The 21,419-nt window shown below is 39.2% G+C and carries 18 protein-coding genes; 14 read left to right on the forward strand and 4 right to left on the reverse strand.

The features are described 5' to 3' along the window. Window positions 1-2: 2 nt before the first annotated feature. Window positions 3-917 carry a sugar kinase gene (locus Q1A31_RS08200; protein ID WP_299875012.1) on the forward strand — a complete coding sequence of 305 codons (915 nt, stop codon included), beginning with the start codon at window positions 3-5 and terminating at the stop codon, window positions 915-917. Between the two features lie 58 nt (window positions 918-975). Continuing rightward, window positions 976-2,145 carry a mannonate dehydratase gene (gene uxuA / locus Q1A31_RS08205; protein WP_299875015.1) on the forward strand — a complete coding sequence of 390 codons (1,170 nt, stop codon included), beginning with the start codon at window positions 976-978 and terminating at the stop codon, window positions 2,143-2,145. Between the two features lie 43 nt (window positions 2,146-2,188). Here the strand turns inward: uxuA and Q1A31_RS08210 are convergent, their stop codons facing one another. After that, window positions 2,189-3,091 carry an SMP-30/gluconolactonase/LRE family protein gene (locus Q1A31_RS08210; protein ID WP_299875018.1) on the reverse strand — a complete coding sequence of 301 codons (903 nt, stop codon included), beginning with the start codon at window positions 3,089-3,091 and terminating at the stop codon, window positions 2,189-2,191. Between the two features lie 350 nt (window positions 3,092-3,441). Between Q1A31_RS08210 and Q1A31_RS08215 the strand changes: the two genes are divergently transcribed. The 6 genes from Q1A31_RS08215 (at window position 3,442) to Q1A31_RS08240 (ending at window position 8,275) form a co-directional block, all read left to right on the forward strand. Beyond that, the gene (locus Q1A31_RS08215; RefSeq protein ID WP_299875021.1) at window positions 3,442-4,188 is read left to right on the forward strand and encodes an SDR family NAD(P)-dependent oxidoreductase; all 747 of its coding nucleotides are present in this window, start codon (window positions 3,442-3,444) and stop codon (window positions 4,186-4,188) included. 194 nt (window positions 4,189-4,382) lie between these two features. Further along, the gene (locus Q1A31_RS08220; protein WP_299875023.1) at window positions 4,383-5,024 is read left to right on the forward strand and encodes a bifunctional 4-hydroxy-2-oxoglutarate aldolase/2-dehydro-3-deoxy-phosphogluconate aldolase; all 642 of its coding nucleotides are present in this window, start codon (window positions 4,383-4,385) and stop codon (window positions 5,022-5,024) included. Between the two features lie 102 nt (window positions 5,025-5,126). After that, window positions 5,127-5,657 carry a phospholipase D-like domain-containing protein gene (locus Q1A31_RS08225; RefSeq protein WP_299875025.1) on the forward strand — a complete coding sequence of 177 codons (531 nt, stop codon included), beginning with the start codon at window positions 5,127-5,129 and terminating at the stop codon, window positions 5,655-5,657. 286 nt (window positions 5,658-5,943) lie between these two features. Next, window positions 5,944-6,759 carry an SHOCT domain-containing protein gene (locus Q1A31_RS08230; RefSeq protein WP_299875027.1) on the forward strand — a complete coding sequence of 272 codons (816 nt, stop codon included), beginning with the start codon at window positions 5,944-5,946 and terminating at the stop codon, window positions 6,757-6,759. Window positions 6,760-6,853: 94 nt separating this feature from the next. Beyond that, on the forward strand, window positions 6,854-7,345 hold the full coding sequence (locus tag Q1A31_RS08235) for a glutathione peroxidase (protein WP_299875028.1): 492 nt from the start codon (window positions 6,854-6,856) through the stop codon (window positions 7,343-7,345). A gap of 60 nt (window positions 7,346-7,405) precedes the next feature. Beyond that, a complete protein-coding gene (locus Q1A31_RS08240; RefSeq protein WP_299875030.1) occupies window positions 7,406-8,275 on the forward strand; it encodes a D-hexose-6-phosphate mutarotase in 870 nt (289 codons plus the stop codon). Window positions 8,276-8,408: 133 nt separating this feature from the next. Here Q1A31_RS08240 and Q1A31_RS08245 read toward each other — a convergent pair whose 3' ends face one another. Next, window positions 8,409-9,311 (reverse strand): hypothetical protein, encoded by a 903-nt coding sequence (locus tag Q1A31_RS08245; protein ID WP_299875032.1) that lies wholly within the window; start codon window positions 9,309-9,311, stop codon window positions 8,409-8,411. Window positions 9,312-9,543: 232 nt separating this feature from the next. Here Q1A31_RS08245 and Q1A31_RS08250 point away from each other — a divergent pair, with 232 nt between their 5' ends. Beyond that, on the forward strand, window positions 9,544-9,885 hold the full coding sequence (locus Q1A31_RS08250; RefSeq protein WP_299875033.1) for a hypothetical protein: 342 nt from the start codon (window positions 9,544-9,546) through the stop codon (window positions 9,883-9,885). 205 nt (window positions 9,886-10,090) lie between these two features. On the opposite strand, the gene Q1A31_RS08255 is transcribed toward Q1A31_RS08250, so the two are convergent. Next, window positions 10,091-13,018 carry a S8 family serine peptidase gene (locus Q1A31_RS08255; protein ID WP_299875036.1) on the reverse strand — a complete coding sequence of 976 codons (2,928 nt, stop codon included), beginning with the start codon at window positions 13,016-13,018 and terminating at the stop codon, window positions 10,091-10,093. Window positions 13,019-13,341: 323 nt separating this feature from the next. Between Q1A31_RS08255 and Q1A31_RS08260 the strand changes: the two genes are divergently transcribed. The 4 genes from Q1A31_RS08260 to Q1A31_RS08275 all read left to right on the forward strand — a co-directional run bounded on the left by Q1A31_RS08260 (window position 13,342) and on the right by Q1A31_RS08275 (window position 16,717). Then, the gene (locus tag Q1A31_RS08260; protein ID WP_299875039.1) at window positions 13,342-14,055 is read left to right on the forward strand and encodes a sigma-70 family RNA polymerase sigma factor; all 714 of its coding nucleotides are present in this window, start codon (window positions 13,342-13,344) and stop codon (window positions 14,053-14,055) included. After that, window positions 14,042-14,548 (forward strand): cupin domain-containing protein, encoded by a 507-nt coding sequence (locus Q1A31_RS08265; protein ID WP_299875042.1) that lies wholly within the window; start codon window positions 14,042-14,044, stop codon window positions 14,546-14,548. The genes Q1A31_RS08260 and Q1A31_RS08265 overlap by 14 nt, the downstream gene beginning before the upstream one ends. A 391-nt stretch (window positions 14,549-14,939) precedes the next feature. Next, window positions 14,940-16,436, forward strand: coding sequence for a DUF4331 domain-containing protein (locus tag Q1A31_RS08270; protein ID WP_299875045.1), 1,497 nt, complete (start codon window positions 14,940-14,942; stop codon window positions 16,434-16,436). 20 nt (window positions 16,437-16,456) lie between these two features. Beyond that, window positions 16,457-16,717 (forward strand): hypothetical protein, encoded by a 261-nt coding sequence (locus Q1A31_RS08275; RefSeq protein ID WP_299875048.1) that lies wholly within the window; start codon window positions 16,457-16,459, stop codon window positions 16,715-16,717. Between the two features lie 331 nt (window positions 16,718-17,048). Here the strand turns inward: Q1A31_RS08275 and Q1A31_RS08280 are convergent, their stop codons facing one another. Further along, window positions 17,049-17,675 carry a cytochrome c5 family protein gene (locus tag Q1A31_RS08280; protein ID WP_299875051.1) on the reverse strand — a complete coding sequence of 209 codons (627 nt, stop codon included), beginning with the start codon at window positions 17,673-17,675 and terminating at the stop codon, window positions 17,049-17,051. Between the two features lie 212 nt (window positions 17,676-17,887). On the opposite strand from Q1A31_RS08280, the gene Q1A31_RS08285 reads away from it, so the two are divergent. Next, window positions 17,888-21,082, forward strand: a complete 3,195-nt coding sequence (locus Q1A31_RS08285; protein WP_299875054.1) for a hypothetical protein — start codon at window positions 17,888-17,890, stop codon at window positions 21,080-21,082. Window positions 21,083-21,419 lie beyond the last annotated feature (337 nt).

The raw sequence follows: 21,419 nt of genomic DNA on the forward strand, positions 1-21,419 counted from the left end.
ATATGAAGTCACTATTAGGTATCGGCGAATGTATGCTGGAACTGTCATCAGTCCAAGATAACCTCTGGCAACAAAAATTTGCCGGAGACGTATTCAATACGCTTTGGTATGCGAAAGCACTCGCGTCAGAGGATATTTCCATTCGTTTTTTTACTGCGATTGGAGATGATCATAGCTCGGAAGAAATGATTACATTCATCAAAGGCTCTGGCGTTTTATGTGACAATATTCCAAGAATTAAAAATGGGGTTCCTGGCTTATATCGTATACATCTAGATGGTGCAGAACGATCATTTAGTTACTGGCGCGACACTTCAGCGGCAAAGCAGATGATGAAGCAAGCTGAACTTCTTTGGGCGCAAGTAGCCGATGCCGACATCGTATATTTATCAGGGATTACCATGGCTATCTTGCCAGATGAAGACGCTGAAACGCTCATCGCTGGTTTACGTTCTGCGCTTAAACCTGATGCAATTATTGCCTTCGACCCCAATATTCGTCCTCGTTTATGGGCAAGCGAAGAAAGAATGAAAGATGTCATTACGAGAACGGCTGCTATCTCAGATCTTATCCTTCCGAGTTTTGAAGATGAACAAGTCACCTTTGGTGATAAAACTCCAATGGAAACAGCAGAACGCTATCAAGCGCTTGGCGTTAAACAGATTGTTGTTAAGAATGCAGAAAGTGAAACCTTATTTGTCGAAGGCGAGAAAGTTGAATACTTTCCTGTAAAAGAAATTGAAGGCATTACTGATACCACCGCTGCGGGCGACTCATTTAATGGTGCCTATTTTGCTGAATACATGCGCTCAGGCGATATTGCAAAATCTATATCACTCGCTCAAAAATGTGCCGGTACTGTCATCTGTGAAAAGGGTGCTTTGATTCCTTTTGAGACTGTTCAGGCTAACGTTTGAATCACACTCTACATAACTATTTATAAGACTCTATACACAACTTAAGACAAGGCAAAACATGAAACGAACATGGCGTTGGTTTGGTAAAAATGACCCTATCTCTCTTGAAAATATTAAACAAGCGGGAACTCAGGGTATTGTCAGTGCACTTCATGATTATCCCGCGGGGAAAACGTGGCTTAAAGAAGATATTCTAGAACACAGACAACAGATTGAATCTGCAGGTTTAACCTGGGATGTCTGTGAATCGATCTGGATGAGCGATGAGATAAAACTCAAAGGCGCCTCAGCAACAGAAGAAGTAACAGCCTGGAAAGAAACACTCAAGAACCTTGGTGAAGCTGGTATCAAAACAGTCTGCTATAACTTTATGCCAGTCGTTGATTGGACTCGTACTGACCTGGAGCATTCGCTTACCGGCAAAGGCATTGCGTTACGCTTTGATATGATCGATTTCGTCGCATACGATGTTTTTGTGTTGAAACGCCCTAATGCTCATCAGGACTATGAAGAATCGACTGTATCCCTAGCGAAACAAAGACTCGCCGAAAAGTCTGTCGAAGAAATAGCGCAACTGGAAAAGAATATCATTGCAGGTTTACCGGGTGGTGCAGAAAGTCATGGTGGCGGTGAATTCTCAAAACGCATCGCAAATTTTGACAGCTTAAGTGACAACGATATGCGTGATAATTTAGTCTCATTTCTTGAAGCTGTCATTCCAACTGCCGAAAAATATGGAATAACATTGGCGATTCACCCTGATGATCCACCGTTTCCCCTATTTGGTTTACCACGAATTGTATCTACAGAAAATGATCTGGATTACCTATTCGAGACAGTACCAAGCCCCGCGAACGGACTCACGTTTTGTGTTGGCTCCTTTGGCTCTCGTCCCGACAATGATTTGGTTAAAATGGCAGGCAAATACGCAGATCGTATTCATTTCACCCATCTTAGAAATGTGATTCGTAACAAGGACGGTTCGTTCTATGAGGCAGAACATTTAGAAGGTGATCTGGACATGATCGCTATTATCAGAGCTTTGCTAACTGCTGAGTCGCACGAGTCCAGAACGTCTGAAATATTTATGAGACCTGATCACGGACATTTACTCGAATTTGAAAAAGATTCTAAAGTTAATCCGGGTTATTCGTATTTAGGCCGCCTAAAAGGCATGTCGGAGCTTCGTGGCGTTATGCAAACCGTAGAGCATTTTACTGCCGCATAAAATCCTAATTCAGATCACTGAAAAATAGTGTCTGTTTTTACGTTTAGCTTGCTGAGAAATTCATTCTTGGTAATTCTATACCCGTAACACCTGGCACTTTTAACGCAAATAAACCACCAGCATTGGGCTGGTGTGTACCTTCCGTAATATCCTCACCCAGTGATGTCACATACAATATATCCATATCTGAGCCACCAAAAGCTATGCGAGTTGGCTTTTCAACAGGGAACTCAATCTTCATATCGACTTTTCCCTCAGGTGTAATACGCACCAATTCCCAGCCACTAATTCCCGCCATCCAGTAGCACCCATCTGCATCGATAGCCGCACCATCCGGTCTTCCATCTAATTCTTTGGTATCAAGAAATACTCGCTTGTTAGACCAAACGCCGTCATCCAAATCATAGTCGTACGCCCAGATAGTTTGAACAGCAGCAAACGAATCTGAAACATAAGCAGTATCTCCATTTGGTGAAAACGCCATGCCATTGATAATATGAAAACCACTCATAACCGCATTAACCTCAAGCTCACTGCTTAATGAATACATCGTGCCGGAAGGGTCATTGACGTGATCACCATTGGTGCGCATTGTTCCTGCATAAAAGCGCCCTTTTAAGTCAACGCTACCATCATTAAATCGTTGATTAATCGATGAAACATTTGGTCCACTCAATAGTAATTTATGTTCAGTATCGGGGAAAAACTCATAGAATCCGGAAGTCAGGGCTAACACCAGAGACGCTCGACCTGTCAGGGCAAAACAACCCAAGGCTTCACCCATATCCCAGCTTTTATTTGTATTATTAGCGGGATCAAAACAATGTAGAACACCTGCAGAGATATCAACCCAATATAGAACTTGTTGCTGTGAACACCAGATAGCACCTTCGCCAATCTGAGCCTTAGCATCTAAAACACAATCAATCGGCAATGACATCTTCATAGGTCTCGTCTCTTAATATCTTAAAAATAAGTCAACGTTTTAAATTACTGTTCGCAAACCTTTCGGCAAAGTGATTTTAGTCGACGATTCTTTTATACCGCCTTTTTATAAAGCTGTCACCATTTTGTAATTAATTTGTAAATGTTGTTGTAAATATTTGCATTTTACTCAAACCGCACTAGAATATAATGATCAACAAATTTGAATAATAATAAATTAATACAATCGGTACAGTTGCCTGCTTCAAAAGAAGGACCTGAATCAAAACACTATAACTAGCTTTATCAAATATAAATCCCGAGCTTAGTTAATTTAAATAGTCATACGAACAAGACGAATAGGAGTCAGAAATGAATATGAAAGGAAAAACAGCAATCGTAACAGGCGGCGGACGTGACATCGGACGTGCATGTGTGATGCGTTTAGCAGAAGCCGGAGCAAATGTAGTAATCAACTACCACAGTAGTAGCGAAGGTGCTGACTCTGCCGTATCAGAAATTGAAGCTGCAGGCGGAAAAGCAATTGCCATCCAGGGCGACATGACAAATCAGGCAGATGTTGACGCTTTGGTTGCTAAAACCGTTGAAACATTCGGCAGCATTGATTCATTAATCCACGTAACAGGTGGTTTAGTTGCTCGTAAGACAACTGAAGAATCAACACTTGAACATTGGAACACGGTAATGTCTTTAAACTTAACGTCTTTATTCATGACCGTTAAAGCGTGTACACCTCACATGGGTGAAGGTAGCTCAATCGTTACGTTTGCTTCTCAAGCAGGCCGTGATGGTGGTGGCCCTGGTGCTACAGCTTATGCTGCATCTAAAGGTGCAGTAATGACTTACACACGTGGTCTGGCAAAAGAGTTAGGACCAAAAATTCGCGTAAATTCATTATGCCCGGGCATGATCGATACAGATTTCCACAACATCTTTACCAAAGATGAAGTACGCCAACACGTTGCTAATATCACGCCACTAAAACGTGAAGGTACTTCTGAAGAAGTCGCCAACCTAACTGTATTTTTAGCCTCAGATGAAGCGTCTTTCATGACTGGAAATAACGTTGATATCAATGGCGGCATTTCTTTCTCTTAATACGAAAATTAAGAAAATATAGCATTAAAGTTAAGAGGGGGGGGGATCTAGAGTGATATACAACACTCACCCCCCTACTTATAGGCGCTTTTTTATCCATCTCATACAAACCTCATTCTTCGATTTAATATCATTTCAGTTAGATTGGTCAGAAAAGACAATAGAAACATCAATTCATATTAAGGTAGAATCTTATGAGTAATAATTCATTATCACCACAAGAGATAATGTCTCTCTCCCCAATCATTCCTGTGATTGAAATTGATGATGTTTCACAATCGATTAATCTGGCAAATGCCCTCATAGCTGGTGGCATCAACGTTTTAGAGATTACTCTACGAACAGCCGCAGCTATCGATGCGATAAGCCTGTTGGCTAAAGAAGTTCCATCAGCAGTTGTTGGAGCTGGTACTGTATTAAATCCCACAGATCTTGCAAAAGTCCGAGATGCTGGCGCTTCATTCGCTATCAGCCCAGGCTGTACTGACTCATTATTACAAAGTGCAAAAGACATTAACTTCCCACTTATTCCGGGCGTTTCAACAGGCTCAGAAATAATGAATGGACTTGATTTAGGTTACACGCACTTCAAGCTATTCCCAGCAACTAGCGTTGGTGGAATACCCTTATTGAAATCATTTTCTGGCCCATTCCAGCAAGCAAAATTCTGTCCAACGGGTGGCATCAATGAAGACAATTATTTAGATTTCCTAGCACTAGATAACGTACTCTGCGCTGGTGGTAGCTGGGTTGTTCCAACTCAATTAGTGAGATCAGGTGACTTTAATAAAATCACTGAAATAACCGCATCTGCTTTAGCTAAATTGAAAAATTAGAAGGTCACCCCCTACTTATAAGGTATTTTTTCTCCACGAGTAGGTCTCATTTAAAAACCTGCTAGCCGTTTTACTATCTGTAATAACTGCTATCATGATTCCATGCATCAATTACTACTCAACCGCGACATTTATGACGAAGTGATGGAAAAGCGCCTTCCAGAGGCTCGACGCTTTGTCTGGATCGTGACTGCGGATATCAAAGATTTACATCTGGATTCAGGACATGGATTCGAACCACTATTGGCTCTTTTATCCCGCTTGGTAGAAAGCGGCGTTGGTGTTCGCTTAATACATGCCAAAGAACCCGGACCACGTTTCAGAAAACACTTCGATGATTATCCTGAGCTATTTAAAAGTGAATTGTTTGATCGTATTCTTTGCCCACGCGTGCACACTAAAGCCATTATCATCGATGGTGTAGGTGCATTTGTCGGCAGTGCAAATCTAACCGGTGCCGGACTCGGTGCTAAACATAAAGACAGCCGAAACTTTGAAGCGGGATTCTGGTTTGAAGATCGCGAACAACTGGCAGAATTAATGGCTTGGGTCGATTCACTTTATTTAGGAGAACAATGCGGCAATTGCCGTAGACGCGAATACTGCCCAGATCCTATTGATGAGATGAACTAAAACCGAGAAAAGTGATCTACACAGATCTCATATTAAAATCGGCTTATTGAAAAAAGTCGCTGAAAGTGGGGAGGTGACCTGAAAAATCATTAACCTTGTGTTGATTTACCCTTACTGATTATCAGATTAAAGATGTAAATCAGCAAAACATGCTGGATAATGATCACTTACTCTCTAAATTAATACTCCTAAGATAATTAAGGGGTATATAATAAAGTGTAGTCCCCCTCCCCCTCAATTTTTATCTAATTGCTCTATTACACTATTCTTTTAAGGAAGTCGCTCCATGCAACAACTCACACCCGCCGGACAAAACATTGTTAATGATTTAGCCCAGCGCTACAACATCAGCCAGGAAGCAGTTATTCATATGCTTATAGCCGTCAACCAAGGTGGTGGCTCCATGGCCCAATTTAATTCCCCAGAACTCGGCGGATCAGGACAGTGGATGCGAGGCGGCATGACCATGGTCGGCGACATGTTCAATAACGGCTTAAAATCAACTGTTGATAATCTCTGTAATGAACTTTCAAATGCGCTAGTTAATACGCAAATGTTCCCGCCAGCACCTATTGGTTCAAAATCTAGCAACCAGTGGTGGCCTGCGGATCTTGGCTCTCCATTTAGTAGCGGCTCTCAAAATAATATTCGTTATGCGGTATTTCCTAACAGGCTTGCTATACAGCTTAACGGAGAAGTTACTGTGTATGACACGCTGGATAACAATATTGGTGGTGTCAGCCAGCAACAAGGTGGAGATACTTCTCTCACCTTTAGCAGTCAGTATGGAACAATAGCTGTAAATAGCTTACCGATTATTTCTGGTCCGGGTTTAGCTCCTCAAAAGCAAACAAATTTTGTAGAAGCAGCTCCGATGAATAACCAGAATAATAATGCTACTAATGTAAATACTAATAATAACGACGTGCCTGCTCCAATGCCCGAGCCCGCAGCTAACAATCTAAATAACTTATCTGTGGACAACGCTTCAACAGATGGAATTATCACGTTGATTGAAAAGATAGCGAAATTACACGAATCTGGCGCATTGACTGATGAAGAATTCAATACGAAGAAAAGTGAGCTTCTCGGGCGTATATAAATCTCCGATTTATATATACAGTTACGCAGAATAATTCTTAATACTAATAAACCTAGTGAGATTAAATCTCACTAGGTTTCCACAAGGCTTTACTATGAGTTTTTACGATTTAAGCATCAATGATCCTGCTGGTAATCCGATCAACATGTCAGAATTCAAAGGTAAAGCTGTGCTGATCGTAAATACCGCCACCAAATGCGGGCTCACGCCTCAATTCGATGGACTAGAGTCTCTGTATCAAAAGTACAAAGATAAAGGCTTAGTAGTTTTAGGATTCCCGTGTAATCAATTCTTAAATCAATCGCCAGAAAGCAATGAAACAGTTGTTGATGTATGCAGAATTAATCACGGTGTAACCTTCCCATTGACTGAAAAGATTGATGTTAACGGCAGTGATGCTGATCCGATATTTGTCTACCTGAAAAAAGAACTCGGTGGGATGCTGGGCAGTACGATTAAATGGAATTTTACCAAGTTTCTAATTGCGCCCGATGGTAAACCATACAAACGCTTTAGCCCTAAGACTGAGCCAGAGGATCTGGAAGCAGATATTGTTGAAGTATTGAAAATGGTTGTGAAGGATTAATCCACTTTTTTATTACATAGTTTAAATCTGCTCCTTTAATAAGCAGAGGAATAAAAAACCATGAATACAACGGTTTTAGCTGAAGGCAAAAACAGCTTTCCCATGTTACAAATCGATAACAATTACGCCACCGCATTGATCTCGCTATATGGCGCACAGGTATTATCGTTTAAACCAAAGTCGCAAATGCGAGAAATGTTGTTTGTCAGTGATAATGCCTATTATGAAAAAGGTAAAGCAATCAAAGGCGGCATTCCTATCTGTTGGCCATGGTTTGGAGATGACCCTGAAAACTTAGGTCGAACAGCGCATGGTTTTGCCCGAAACACGCTTTGGCATCATGAGAGCACAACATCAACAACAAGCGGTGAAACACAAGTTACCTTATGTTTAAACGATACAGAGACAACTCAAAAACTCTGGCCGCATGCATTCAAACTCACTCTGCTTGTTACAATTGGAAAAACACTGAGTCTATCATTGCAAACAACAAACACGGGTAATGACGCATTTACTATTACTCAGGCTCTACATACTTACTTTGCCATTGGTGATATCAAACAAACACATGTTGCCGGTCTAGACAAAGTCCATTACATAGATAAAACGGTTAAGTCAGATACGCCTATAGAACAGATGGGTGATGTTATTGTCGATCAAGAAGTGGATCGTATTTATACGGATGCGCCATCTGAAATCACCTTGTGTGATGAAAAAAATCAGCAAATCAAAATTCGATCTAGCGGCAGTAAAACCACAGTAGTCTGGAATCCTTGGGCAGAGGGTGCAGCCAAAATGGGAGATTTAAGCGATGATGGCTATCAATACTTTATTTGTGTTGAGACTGCCAATGCGGCATCAGATACTATTCAAATTGCGCCTCAAGAGTCATTTAAAATTGAAGTTGAATACACTGTTATCCCAAAATAGACCTATCAGTCATAAATTTACAGTCAGTATTCTAAATGGGTAACACAACTTTTTGTAATGACACCCCCCTACTTATAGGCACTTTTTTAAACCATAACGATAACCACAGCACTTCGATCAACAGATGGTAGCATTACAAGTCTTTATCTATCTGAGTTAATTCACTCATTATTATTTGGTATTGCTCACGGCTCAGTAAATTATCTAAATTGCTTGTCAGTGCTCCAATCTGTTTGCCAATTTTATCCAGTTCTGAATTTAGTAATGGACCTGAACCTTTTCTCGCTTGTTGTAGTTTTTCACCAGCTTTTTTAAGCAAATTACTCAGCTTTTGCTTTCCAGCTTGGTCAGGCTTGCTATTATTTAATGCGCCAATCTCTTTCTGTAACTGGTGAATTTTATTTACTGCTGAAGGATTAGCCACTTTTTTAGCTTCTTCCAGATAACTCAGCGTCAGCTTTATTTCTTCTTTGGCATTCTCATTATCATGGCTAACAAATAGCTCATGTTCCGCATAGTCAAAATGTAAGCGCGCATCTAGGATATATTTGTAAGACTCACTTGCTGACGATGCTTCATTCCATTGCTCTTTCATAGATTGGAGTTCATGTTCGACTAATGCAGTGCTACGATGCCATAAACGAGACAGTGTGCTTTCATTTTCATCCGTAGCATTACTCAGTTGCATTTCTAATTCTGCTATTTCAGCCGACAGCTTTTTCGCTTCACTATTGCTTTTAGCATTCTTGCCAATTTGAGAACTATCCAGCCACTTTTTGGCTTCCTGTAAATTCTGTTTCACTGACTCAAGATCACCTTGCTGGTAATGCTGCTGTGCCTGTTCCAGACTCTGTTGTGCCTTGGATATTGGATGACTGACTGGACTTGAAGCATCAATACTCAGGCTATTTGCTTCTTGATTAGTCTTTTGCTCTGCCGAAACAGAAGCACACCCCAATATAACTAGCAAAAATATAGAAAAGATTAAGCCAGCTTGCTGCTCTGATGAATGAGAATTTATCTTAAAAAAGCTCATTTTTAACCCCGTTTGAAAATTGATGTTTACTGGATTTCACTTAATAGCGATCTACCAGAAAAAGAAAAGCAGTATAATATAAACAGAGAGGGCTTATTAAAGAAACAAGAGATACTTTAACCACTGTTGAAAGGTATAAATAGATACTAACCTGCCCTTGGATTTAACTCTTTAGCTATACAAACACATTGGAATCCGGAATTCTCGAGGTTATCTCGCTTTGGTGAATAATTTGAAAAAAAATGAAAAGAAGATAGAAAGTGCAATTGTGAAAGCATTAAACAGTGTTTGTGAAACGCTAAAGCATGAATCAAAGGGGTTTACTTGGTTAACTCATTTTGTGGATTACGCTAACTTTCCAAAAAGTCTAAAACTTGTATTTGTATTTGATACAAACCAAAGCTTAGAAGTCGCTAAAAACGAAGCTCTATTTAAAAAAATCTTTGAGCTAACCGAAACTCGTCTTAGCAGCGAAGGGGTTTATGTTAAGCGTCTCGATAAAGCAGTATTCTTTGACACCGAAGAAAACGGTGCTGACTTTAATGATTCGAGTTGGTGTAGAAAATATTCGTAAATAGGCTGTAACAGCATTATTTCTCCCTCTAAATGTGTTTTAAGGTCACCCCCCCTACTTAGAGGCACTTTTTTTTGCTTTGCTTTATAAAGCTTTGAAGGTGAGTCCCTGTAACAACAGGCTTGATAACAGTAATATTCGAAAGGATGAGGCTTTTATTATTTCAAATAAAAACCTCATAAAAGGTAGTCAGGGTAATAAAGAATTAATAGTTTGGAACAGTCGTTAACCGTGTAGATATTTTATGCTCAACACCGTTAACATCAGTGATCAAATAATTCGTGACGATTACACTGGTACAAAAATTACTGCTAGGAAATGGCGGCGCTTCGGTGTTGTTATTTCCTGTGAAGCAGTTTGAATTAAGAAAGGCCTCAGAAACCCAATCTTCAAGCACACCACCAAATAAGTTGGCGTTTGTTAGGGTCAAAGGCAAGATGGATTGGTAATTTGAACTACAAGATGCTATTTGTTGACCGTTATCATAATACGTTTCACTAATAGCACCGGTTGAAAAATCAGAAGCACTTAATGAAAAAGGCTTAGTCGTTTCGCCTTCACATAGTACGCTAAAACCAACATCTCTTTGAATATCAACCGCTTTTATTGATGAGACACCTTCAATCAATGATAAATCCTGATCGATAGATCCGCTAAAACCACTTTCTTCTGTAACTGTAAGGGAGGAAACATTAGGAATACCTGCGAGGTTAGGAAGGATAGAAATTTCTGAATTGGTTAATGGTGTGATGGGTTGTAAATTTTCACCTGTTGGTCCTGGATTTGGGTTATTAGTGCCTGATACCAGCTCTAGGCTTATATCGATAGCAGTATCAGTTTTTTCAACGTTAACAGCTTTGGTGAGATCGTTATAACCATCGGCTTTAGCAATGATTGTATATTTACCTGGGGCTAAATATAATCGTGCATTTCCGTTAGCATCTGTAGAGCCAAAAGCGATAGGAAATGAGCCATCTTCAGCTTTTATATCAAGAGAAATGTTAGGAATTTCCGCTTGTGAGTCCTTATCTGTCGTAACAGCCATAATATTAGGAATAATAAATGCGTAGCTGTAATCGCTTTCTACCGACACTTTACTTGCCTGATGTGTGAAGAGAATTTTTTCTCCTTCGACTTTGTAATAGGTCTTGCCTGTAGGAAAGTTTTGAAAAACCAATGGACTATAATCTGCAATGTTTCCACTTAAATACTCGTCATAATCAACAGATGTAGCATTTGGTTTAACGCTTACCGCATAGTTATATGAATCGGTTTTCAATTTACCATTGGCAGATGACAATGAAATTTCTATTATCGGCTTGAAAGGTTCAGGAAATCTATGCGTAACTTTTACTTCTCTACCCTGTTCGATCTCCTTTGCCATGGATAGCGCATTGGCAGCATTGACTATAGGAATTGGGTAAGTAAGTGATGACGTATCCTCATTAAAAGGACTCACATATCTTTCACTAGCGGAAGAAGTCGCACTATTAATTAATATTGATTTTACATTAGCAGCAGTCAGTTTCTGATCAACAGCTAAAATGAGTGATGCAACACCTGTAACTAATGGAGCAGAGGCTGATGTACCTGAAAATGCTCTACTCGTATTACCTCCATACTCATCACTCGTATAATATTCGTCAGTATCCTGAAATGATTCAATAATATTTCTGTCATTTTTAGTGCTTTTATAAGCCGTGGGTGCGGCAATATCAATACTCTCACCGTAGTTAGAATAGTATGGCAGTCTATTATCGTTAACATGTGCAGCGACAAAAAGTACGTTGTCTTTTTTTGCTAATTCAACATCGCCATCCTTTTCATGATAATGCAAAGCAGGATTCCCATGCAGACCATCTACACCAAAAACCCCCTTACTATTACCTGCACCGTTGCCTATTCCATTACCTGCAGAAAAAACGAATAGCTTGTCTGAAAATTCTGTAGCTAATTTTCTGAAATCACTCGTTTGAGCTAAAGATATCCTATTCATTTCTTCAACACTATCTGCATCGCTGGGATCAAAACGTGTTGGAATACCCCTTGGCAACAGAGACAATGATACGTTTGATAGCAAAATATCATCTCGTGATATCAATTGACTTAAATCGAAATATCCCCCTTTTCCTGCTATCAATTGGTTGGTCCAGTTAATTCCCGATATTCCTTTATTGTTATTGCTTATTGCGCCGATTGCTCCTGCGACACCTGTTCCATGAGATATCTCAACGGAATCAGATGTTGCTTTAGTCGCTTCTTTAAATCGACCTCTTAAATCTTCATGCTGCGTATGAAAACTTGCAGAACCATCCACAATCCCGATATAGAAATCACTATTGCCTGTGGATATATCCCAGGCATTTTCCATACCCATATGTTCTAAATGCCAATTATCCCCAGCATCATCAAAAGCACTGCCATCATTAGGAGTCTTTTCTGCTAGGCGACTAAAATCCTTACCTTCAAATACTCTAGAGTCAACACTACCGATTCCTGCGATTGCTTTTATGGTATTTATATCAGTCTGAGACTGCACAAGGGTTTCATCAAATTCAACCAGTAAACCGCGTACTTCATCAAAATCGATAATATTGAAACCTTGATAATTACTAACGATTGCTTTGATAGCTGATTCGCTTAGTGTCTCGGAATAAACCCACGCTTGATTTAATACTATCCCAATTTGCTTTGATAACTCCTGAGTAGCGTCATAGCCTTCTAATTTTGAATTATCAAAAGGGAAGTATTTTTCTATTGAAAATTGGGTTTCTAGTGTTTCCCCAGTTGCAGATGTAGCACTTAATTTATAGGTACCAGAGACTGCAGGCGTCAATAACACAGACTTGCCATCAATAGATGCGTTCAACTTTAGATCAGATGCAGCAGGTTCGATCATAACCCGCCAGGAATAATCTGTTATCACTGTATCAGTATTATCCTCAATACTGATCTTAAGCTCTTCGTTTAGAGAGGGAGAAGCGCTATATACGATAGTAGTTTTGGCGAGGCTTTCAATCGCAGGAGAATTGGTAGTCGGTTCAGACGTAGAATTTGAACTTGAACCGCCACCTCCACAGCCCGTTAATCCATACAGCAAACTCGATACAACTATAAATACACGCAACTTCATGGTGATTCTCCAAAGGTGTAGCACCTTGTTATTTTTCGAAAGTGCTTACGAACTTACTAGAATTCTAAGATAGATATGTAAAATAATGGTTAATAGGCTGTAAAACGAATGTAAAAGTATCGTTTCTACCTGTTTTATAATATGTTTTAAAGTCCCCCCCCCTACTTATAAGGCTTTTTTACCATCTGCTTATTCACTCATCTAGTTTATTTACTATTTTAAATTTCGTCCTGAATGATGATTAAATGTGAAGAATGAATCCGATTGACCATCAACTTGCGTAATGTGAAATATATGTTAACTCTTTAATAAAAGGCATTATTTTGAATAACGCAATTATGACAAATTCAATCTCTTCACTAGCTAAAAAAGATAGTGGACGAACCATAATGTCTCCTATACTGTATCTTGATGAAGACTTATATGATTCTCAGGAGATTTTAATGGGGCAAGAACAAGACCCCTTATCAGCATTACTCGCGCGTATTGAAAAACGTGACGAGGCAGCGATGGGAGAACTATACGATTCTACGGTGAAGCGTGTTTATGGGTTGGCGATGAAAATCGTGATTAAACCTGAGCTTGCAGAAGAAGTTGTGGGTGATGTGTTTATGCAAGTCTGGAATAAAACCAAGACTTTTGATGAAAACAAGTCAACTCCAATATCGTGGATATTGATGATGTGTCGAAGCCGCGCTTTAGACAAATTGCGTCGTGAGCGACCTCAACTGAATAACAATACTTTTGAGTTAGATCAGAATATGACTCAAGACCCAGATACGGTGACACCTTATACAGAATTACAAGGTATCGATGTATCCAGCCGTATTCATGAAGCTTTGCAGTTATTAAATGAAAAGCAGCGTCTGGTGATTACTCTGGCCTTTTATGAAGACATGACTCAAACAGAAATAAGCGAACATACTGGCGAACCGATTGGAACCGTTAAATCGAATATTCGCCGAGCCCAGCTGATTTTAAGAGAAACCTTATCCCGCGATGATTTTGCAAATGGAGGGATTTATGGCAAAGCATGACACTAAAAACAATGTCCTTGATGACGACGTTCTAGAAATGTTGGCTGAGGCACATGAACCTGTCGAGATTGATGACAGCGTGGTATTGCGCATGCGTAATAACCTGATGGCAAATATCACTGGTAATAAATCAGCAACGGCTGAAACAGTTACTGATGAAAAAGCAGACGTTGATTTTGATATAGTCCCTGCTTCTGATGAAGACGGATGGATTGAAGCTTTCCCTGGTGGCAGTTTTAAAGTGCTTCACGGAGATTTGAGTAAGCCTTCATCACTATTGTCTTACCTTATCAAATTAGAGCCTGGCTTTAATATGGACGGTCACGGCCACCCGTTTGATGAAGAAACATTGATGCTTGAAGGTGATTTAACCTTGGGAGACATTCATCTAAAAGCGGGTGATTTTCACTTTGCTGCAGCGGGTGTAACGCACGGTAAAGTCAGCACAAAAAATGGCTGCATGGCATTTATGCGGGGCGCATTACCCATCTAAATCATTCAATGTAATTCTATATTTACATATTTGTACGTACTAAAAAGCCACAGTTTCTTTTTTAATGACTGTGGCTTTTGTATTTCTGGCTGATCTTATTTTTCTCTAGCGATAATCTATTTCTAATCAAGCTCTCATCAATTTCTAACCAAACTCTTATCTATTCACTTTTCATTACTGCTGACTTGTTGCAAAAACAAACTGCCAATACTTTTCTAGATTCACAAAACTGCCTCCTATCAAGACGTTTCTAATTCTTTATAAAAATAAATGAATCCGTTTTTTCTTTTGCTTGCGTAAGCCTCATTAACAAACGAACAAAGATCACAATAGAAGTTTGTTTAGCTGGTTAAAGAAGCATTCATTCATTTAGTAACACAAGGAGAACAACATGAAATCATTACCCATTTCTACTAAAAAGACGCTACTAGCAGCATTTGTAGCTGCCACCTGCACTGCCACTGTAACTACTGCATCAGCATCTAGTCACCGTGAAGCGCCATTCATTACCGCTAACCCAAAAGTCGACGCGACTGATTTCTATATGTTCAGAAGTTACGAATCTGGCAGAGAGGGCTACGTCACATTGGTTGCAAACTACAATCCATTACAAGACCCATACGGCGGACCTAACTATTTTAGTTTATCACCAGAAGCGCTTTATGAAATTCATGTTGATAACAACGGCGATGCAGTTGAAGACATTACTTTCCAGTTTAACTTCAACAATATGCTGGGCAATGAAGGCAATGGAATTACGCTACCCATTAACGGCAAAGATATTGCAGTTCCATTAAAGAATGTCGGCGCAGTCACTTCTGCTGATAGTAGTGCGCTGAATTTTAAAGAAACCTACAATATCACAATGGTAAAAGGCGATCGCCGAACTGGAACAAAATCAGCGGTGATAGCGGCAAGTTCAGGTGACGATACCTTCACTAAACCTTTTGATAACGTAGGTGAAAAAACGTTTGGAGTTGAGTCTTACGACACTTACGCAAAAACATTTATCCATGACATCACGCTATCAGCCTGTCCAACTGGCTCACAAGATGGACGTGTGTTCGTTGGTCAACGCAAAGACTCTTTCGCCGTTAACCTCGGTGAAATTTTTGACCTGGTAAACACCGATCCCTTAGGTGCAACTGATGGAGAATCGGATGATCTTGCTGATAAAAACGTTACAACATTAGCGCTTGAAATGCCTATCGCTTGTTTAACCGGCGGCAATGAGAATGGAATTATTGGTTCATGGACTACAGCAAGTTTGCCGCAAGTACGCGTCCTTGATCCAACACCCACATTCAATCAACCAGCAGTCAATGGCGGAGCCTGGACACAAGTTTCAAGATTAAGTATGCCATTAGTTAATGAAGTGGTCATTGGTCTACCTGACAAGAATCGATTTAACTCAAGCGAACCAAAAGATGATGGTCAGTTTGCCGACTATGTAACGAACCTTGCCTTACCCGCATTGCTTGAAGCATTGTTTGGTGTACCAGCACCTACCGTTGAAAATCGCCCTGACTTAGTGGCTACTTTCTTAACCGGTTTTACTGGAGTAAATGCGAATGGTTCGCTGGCTGAAATGCAACGCTTGAACACAAATATCGCACCAACGGCTAAAGCCGATCAAAGTAACTTTGGTGTGGTTGCCGGTGACAATGCAGGCTTCCCAAATGGTCGTCGCCCCGGTGATGACACCGTCGATGCCGCATTACGCGTATCAATGGGCTTACTTTGTCACTTACCTCTAGGTTTGTGTGATCCGGCGGATGCTCCAGCAGGTGAAGCACCTATTACAGACGGCGTCGCACAAAATGCAACTCAGTTTGACGCAGTATTCCCATATCTAACTACACCAATTCCTGGTTCAACTAACCAATAATCTAACCATAGGAGTCAAAAATGAAAATCAAATTAATCACGATTGGCATCGTTTCTCTGTTAGGTTTGAACGCTTGTAATCACGGTAGTTCTAGTAGCAACGATAACCCAGCGCAAACCAACGTTGAATCTTTTACAGATCAAAACTCGAACAGTCAGTCATTAGTTATAGCTGATGGTGGCCTGCTTAAAAGTGACCTCAATGCATTATTTGGAAATGCAGATGATGAACCAAAAGCAGTTGAAGATGGCGATTCTGTACAAGATGTAATAGATCGTTAATAATATTTTAATTTAAAAGAAAACAGTAACGCGAGGCCTTATGGGTTTCGCGTTTCTCATTATCATTTAAGACTCTTCATATCAGGCTTAGGCTCACAAAGGACTACATTTAGTTCAGAATACAGAACATAAAATATAGAATGGTTAGTGCTGGCAACATCAAAACAGAACCCGATGATGTTGTGATGTAGTGATGTAGTGATGTAGTGATGTAGTGACACAATTACAAAAGTACTTAAATTGATCGAATATTTATTTTTGATTGTATAAAGATCACCCCCCTACTTTGGAGCACTTTATAAAAAATAAGCATACTACCTGAAGTTACTTACTAATGTTCAACAGTACTCAACATATACCTCACCATACTTTCTACAGACTCAGTTGAATGAATGGTATTTCCACCTTTCATTATCATATCTCCATGTCCTGCGATAACATGTTTTACCAACGTTGCCACCCCTTGTTTCTTCCTTTCCGCCCATGCAGTTTTATCACCTAGCTGTGGTGTATTGTTCCTTCCCGTATTATGACAACTAAAGCAGTTTTGCGCATAAAGCTGTAAACCATTTCTGATTTGCATGGAGCGCTTAACTCGCTGCTGCATCTCAGGTGATTTGTTGATATCTTCATCTGATACAGTACTTAACATGTAATCCAGCATTTTCCCAATTTGAAAACGCGACTCACCAGCGCCCCCACCTTTTGGCAACATAAAACCTTTACCTGCAATAATGCTATCAATTAAAGCTTCTCTGCCAAGTTTTATTCTTTCTTCCCATTGCGACTTATTGCCAAGTATCGGCGCGCCTTTTTCTCCATTTTCATGACAGCTATAACAGAGTTGCTTGTACATCATTTTGCCATCATCAAGATGCTTTTGCTTTTCATCTGCGATTACAATAACAGGCAGATATAAAATAAGTGTTAATAAATAGAACAAATGTTTATTATTCATTCGTAGACTCCCTATATTTACGTATAAATACTAAAAAAATATGAATTCCTATTTCTTTAATATACCTGATAAATTCGCTTTTCATCCCTACCTCAAATGATACAAACGAAGTTCTTGATGTATGTCATCAAAATTTGCCGTTTAATACTTTTAGTATCAATGTTAAGTTAGATTACTGTAAGTAAATCTCTGATATATCAAAGGATAATTTAATGCGTTTAATCTTCATTAGCTTATGTTTAGTTTTAACATCTGTATTACAAGCTAACTCGTCCGAAAATATTCCGAAAAAACATATTCCGATTTCGATGGGAATCAACCTGAATGAACCACAAAGTCAGGTAAGCATCGTTACTCATGCACAAATCATGGGCGATCTAGCAAAGTCGTTTCGACCTTTTGATGAAAGTATTTTTAATCGTGTAAAAGAGTTATTAGAAACAAAAGGTGTGGGTGCTGTCGACTTTGTTTCTCAAGACCCTCAACTTAAGAATATTTTTGTTGATGAATACATGGATCATGAAAATGGCCACCTATACACCATTAACCGCGATCTATCTGATGATAGAAAAGAACAGGACTCTTTTTCACTAGCGCCTTACAAAGAGCTTAATGATTTCAAGATCAGAGCCTTAGTCAATCGTTTCGCCCAGAAAAGATATCGCAGATTTACCGAATTCGGAATTACCGTCAATAAAGACAAAACGGTCATTTTAAAAAAAGGCAGTTACGTCTACACCACGGGCTTAGAGTCAGCAATAGTCGGTGATGTTCCTAACGGGATTTATCCGCTTTATTACAAAGGGGATGTCGAAGTAGCCGTCGAAGGCTTTGCGACTGCAGTGGATTGTCCTGAAAAATACGAAACTGCAAACCAGTGTTTAGATATTCAAATTCCAGAAACACCTTCAGCAGATGGAATCAAACTAACGTTTACGGCGAATAGTGATACCTACTTGAGAGATTTCCACCTAATACTTCCTACTGTGAACCATGAGGATGTGCTCAATGGGGAAATCGTATTTAATCCTGATTATCTGGAATACATTAAACCTTTTTCCACATTCAGAGTGATGAATATGATGATTTCATCACCCAAAGCGCCGTTTGAGTGTGTCACTACCTATGTCAAAACTACTGACGTTTATGCAAAACCCAAACAAGCTTTAGAAGCTGAATATTTAACACATGAAGTAAAAATTCGTCTATTGGAAATAATCGAAGAAGCTGATTTACCTTTAGCTACTAACGAATCACTCAAACTAGAACCTATCCTTAAAACCTTTAAAGAATTTAAGAATGACGACAATGAAATATTTTACACCGAAGATGAAATAGAAAAGATTGAGCCAATTCTAATTAAGCTATTAGCTCAGGATGATTTTCTTAACATCATGACGCTGGATTACAGAATAGAACAAAATAAAGAAGCACTGGAACCACTTAAAGAAAAACTTGCGGTACTAAGACAGAAGTCACGGGAGTACAACTGGAACTATGTTTACCCCAATGAGGATTACGGCAATTGTTTAATGAAATTTGCGCGAACACCAGAGAACCGTGCGCAAATGAATGACCAGTTTTGGGGCAACTCTTATATTACACCCGAAGAAAGATGGAGAGGTTTACCCTACGAAGTCATAGTAGCGCTAATCAATAAAACTAAAGCTCATGTTTGGGTAAATATACCGCATAACGCGTCGATCGATTATGTAGCAGACATGTCTAAGTACTTTAAAGAAAATTTAAATAAGGACTCAAAAATATTTGTTGAGCTAAGCAATGAGGTATGGAACGGCGGATTCGCCAGCCAAAAGTATTTTACTGGCTTAGCCAAATTTCGTTATGAATATTATATCACCGAGTTTTTAGATCAGTTTGAACATTATTTAAAGACTTCCGATGACAGAGTCGTTACTTATCGAAATCTGAGAAAAGGCTACTTAACTCACTTCAACCATTATAAAAAAGAAATTACTAAAGAATTGGAAGCGTTTAAATCTTGCAAAAAAACATCTGAATTTACTAAGTTAATAAACGGACTTACGCTCGCAAACAAAGGCGAAACTATTAGCAATATCGAAAAATTCATCGCAAATGATTACGAGAACTATGATTCAACATTCAATAAAAACATTGAATTTAAGCTTGAAGAAAACGGTGTAAATGTCGATAAAATCGCTCTTACCTTTTTATATGATCAAAGTCAGTCAGACTGTGAAACCTTTGCAGAAAACGATTATCTGGGTGACGATGAGTTTATTCAAAAGATCAAATACAAAAAAGGTAATTTCTTCGAAAAGCTTGCTTTAGAAATCCCCCATTTAAATGCTTACTGGTTAGGTTATACCGGTGCAGCCAAGGGGAAACTAACGATTCAGGTTGAAGACAAAGAAGGCAACTACAAAGATACACTTGTCGATAGATTCAAATACACAAAAGAAAATAAAAATGAGCTACATAGCCCAGATTTGGTGTATCACTACTCCGGCAACGAGGTTCGCGACCTGCAACAAAAGCTTTTTGAAGAGTTTAAACAAGGCTGGAATAAAAGAATATTTAGCAGACGCCCTTTTGATTTCAATATGAACGCCAAAGTTTACGTATTGAAAAATCTGGATAGAGCTTATCAAACAATGGCTCAAATGGCGTATGTCGATAGACTTGATCAAATCGCTAAAATCTGGATTGATTCTGGCATTAATGAGAAAAACCTAATCTTCACCCTGGCCACCAAGCAAAATAACCCGAACCTAACGCAATCCATGCTGGAATATGCGGTTAAACACAAGTCCATAGACAGAGTTGATGCCATCGCAACACCCGCTTACTTTTTTGGATGCTTTGGCGACCTCAAAGTAAAAGATGAAGTCATCAAACCGTATAAGTTTGGTCCCTGCAAAGGTATTTCAAAAGGCGTGCTAAATGCTAAAACTCCAGAAGAGATTATCGATATTCTGAAAGATCCTAAAAACCCAAAAGGATTAGAAGCGATCAGAGGCGAGATGATTGCTCATAAAGACGTTATTAATAAAACCGATAAAAGAATCCAGCTTCTGGCTTATGAAGGCGGTCATCATTTAGCTTTGGCTAACCTTGGTAGAAACCAAAGAAAATATTTTGATCATCACCCAGAGTTAAAAGTAGAAAAACTTGCTCTCTTTAAAGATGCGATTGAAAGCGTAGGAATGGGAGAAATCACCGAAGACTTATATAAAGTCTGGCTAGAAGAAGACGGTAAACAGTTTAATAACTTTTATATGCCACAATCTTTTCATGAATGGGGTAGCTTAGGTCTTAGTCTTTCCCTTTCTGATATGAAAACCCCAAGATATCTGGCGGCAGCTGAATATGCGCGTATTTATGAAGAAAAGGAATTAAAACAAAAAGAGTTGAAAAAAAAGTAGAATAAAAACATAAGCACAGCAATGACTTTAAGAATATAACCTATTAATGGACTAGGGATTTTAATAAATCACCCCCTTGTTATTAGGCTATTTTTAATACTTTTTAATAAGCCAATCCAACTTTGCCACTAAAAATCATTACGGTTTTTGAGTGATTATTGACTCATGACTTGTCGCAATAGGTAGGGGAATAAACAGATACATCTCTTTGTGGACATTGAAAGTACTTAAATTAAAGAGTAATTTCATATATTTGTAGTGCGAGATTAGATTTATTTATGCATGCAAATAAAATACACATGATAATTCTTCCATAAATCCCAATGTGAAGGTCACT

It is taken from the genome of uncultured Cocleimonas sp., assembly GCF_947495625.1.
GTDB lineage: Bacteria > Pseudomonadota > Gammaproteobacteria > Thiotrichales > Thiotrichaceae > Cocleimonas.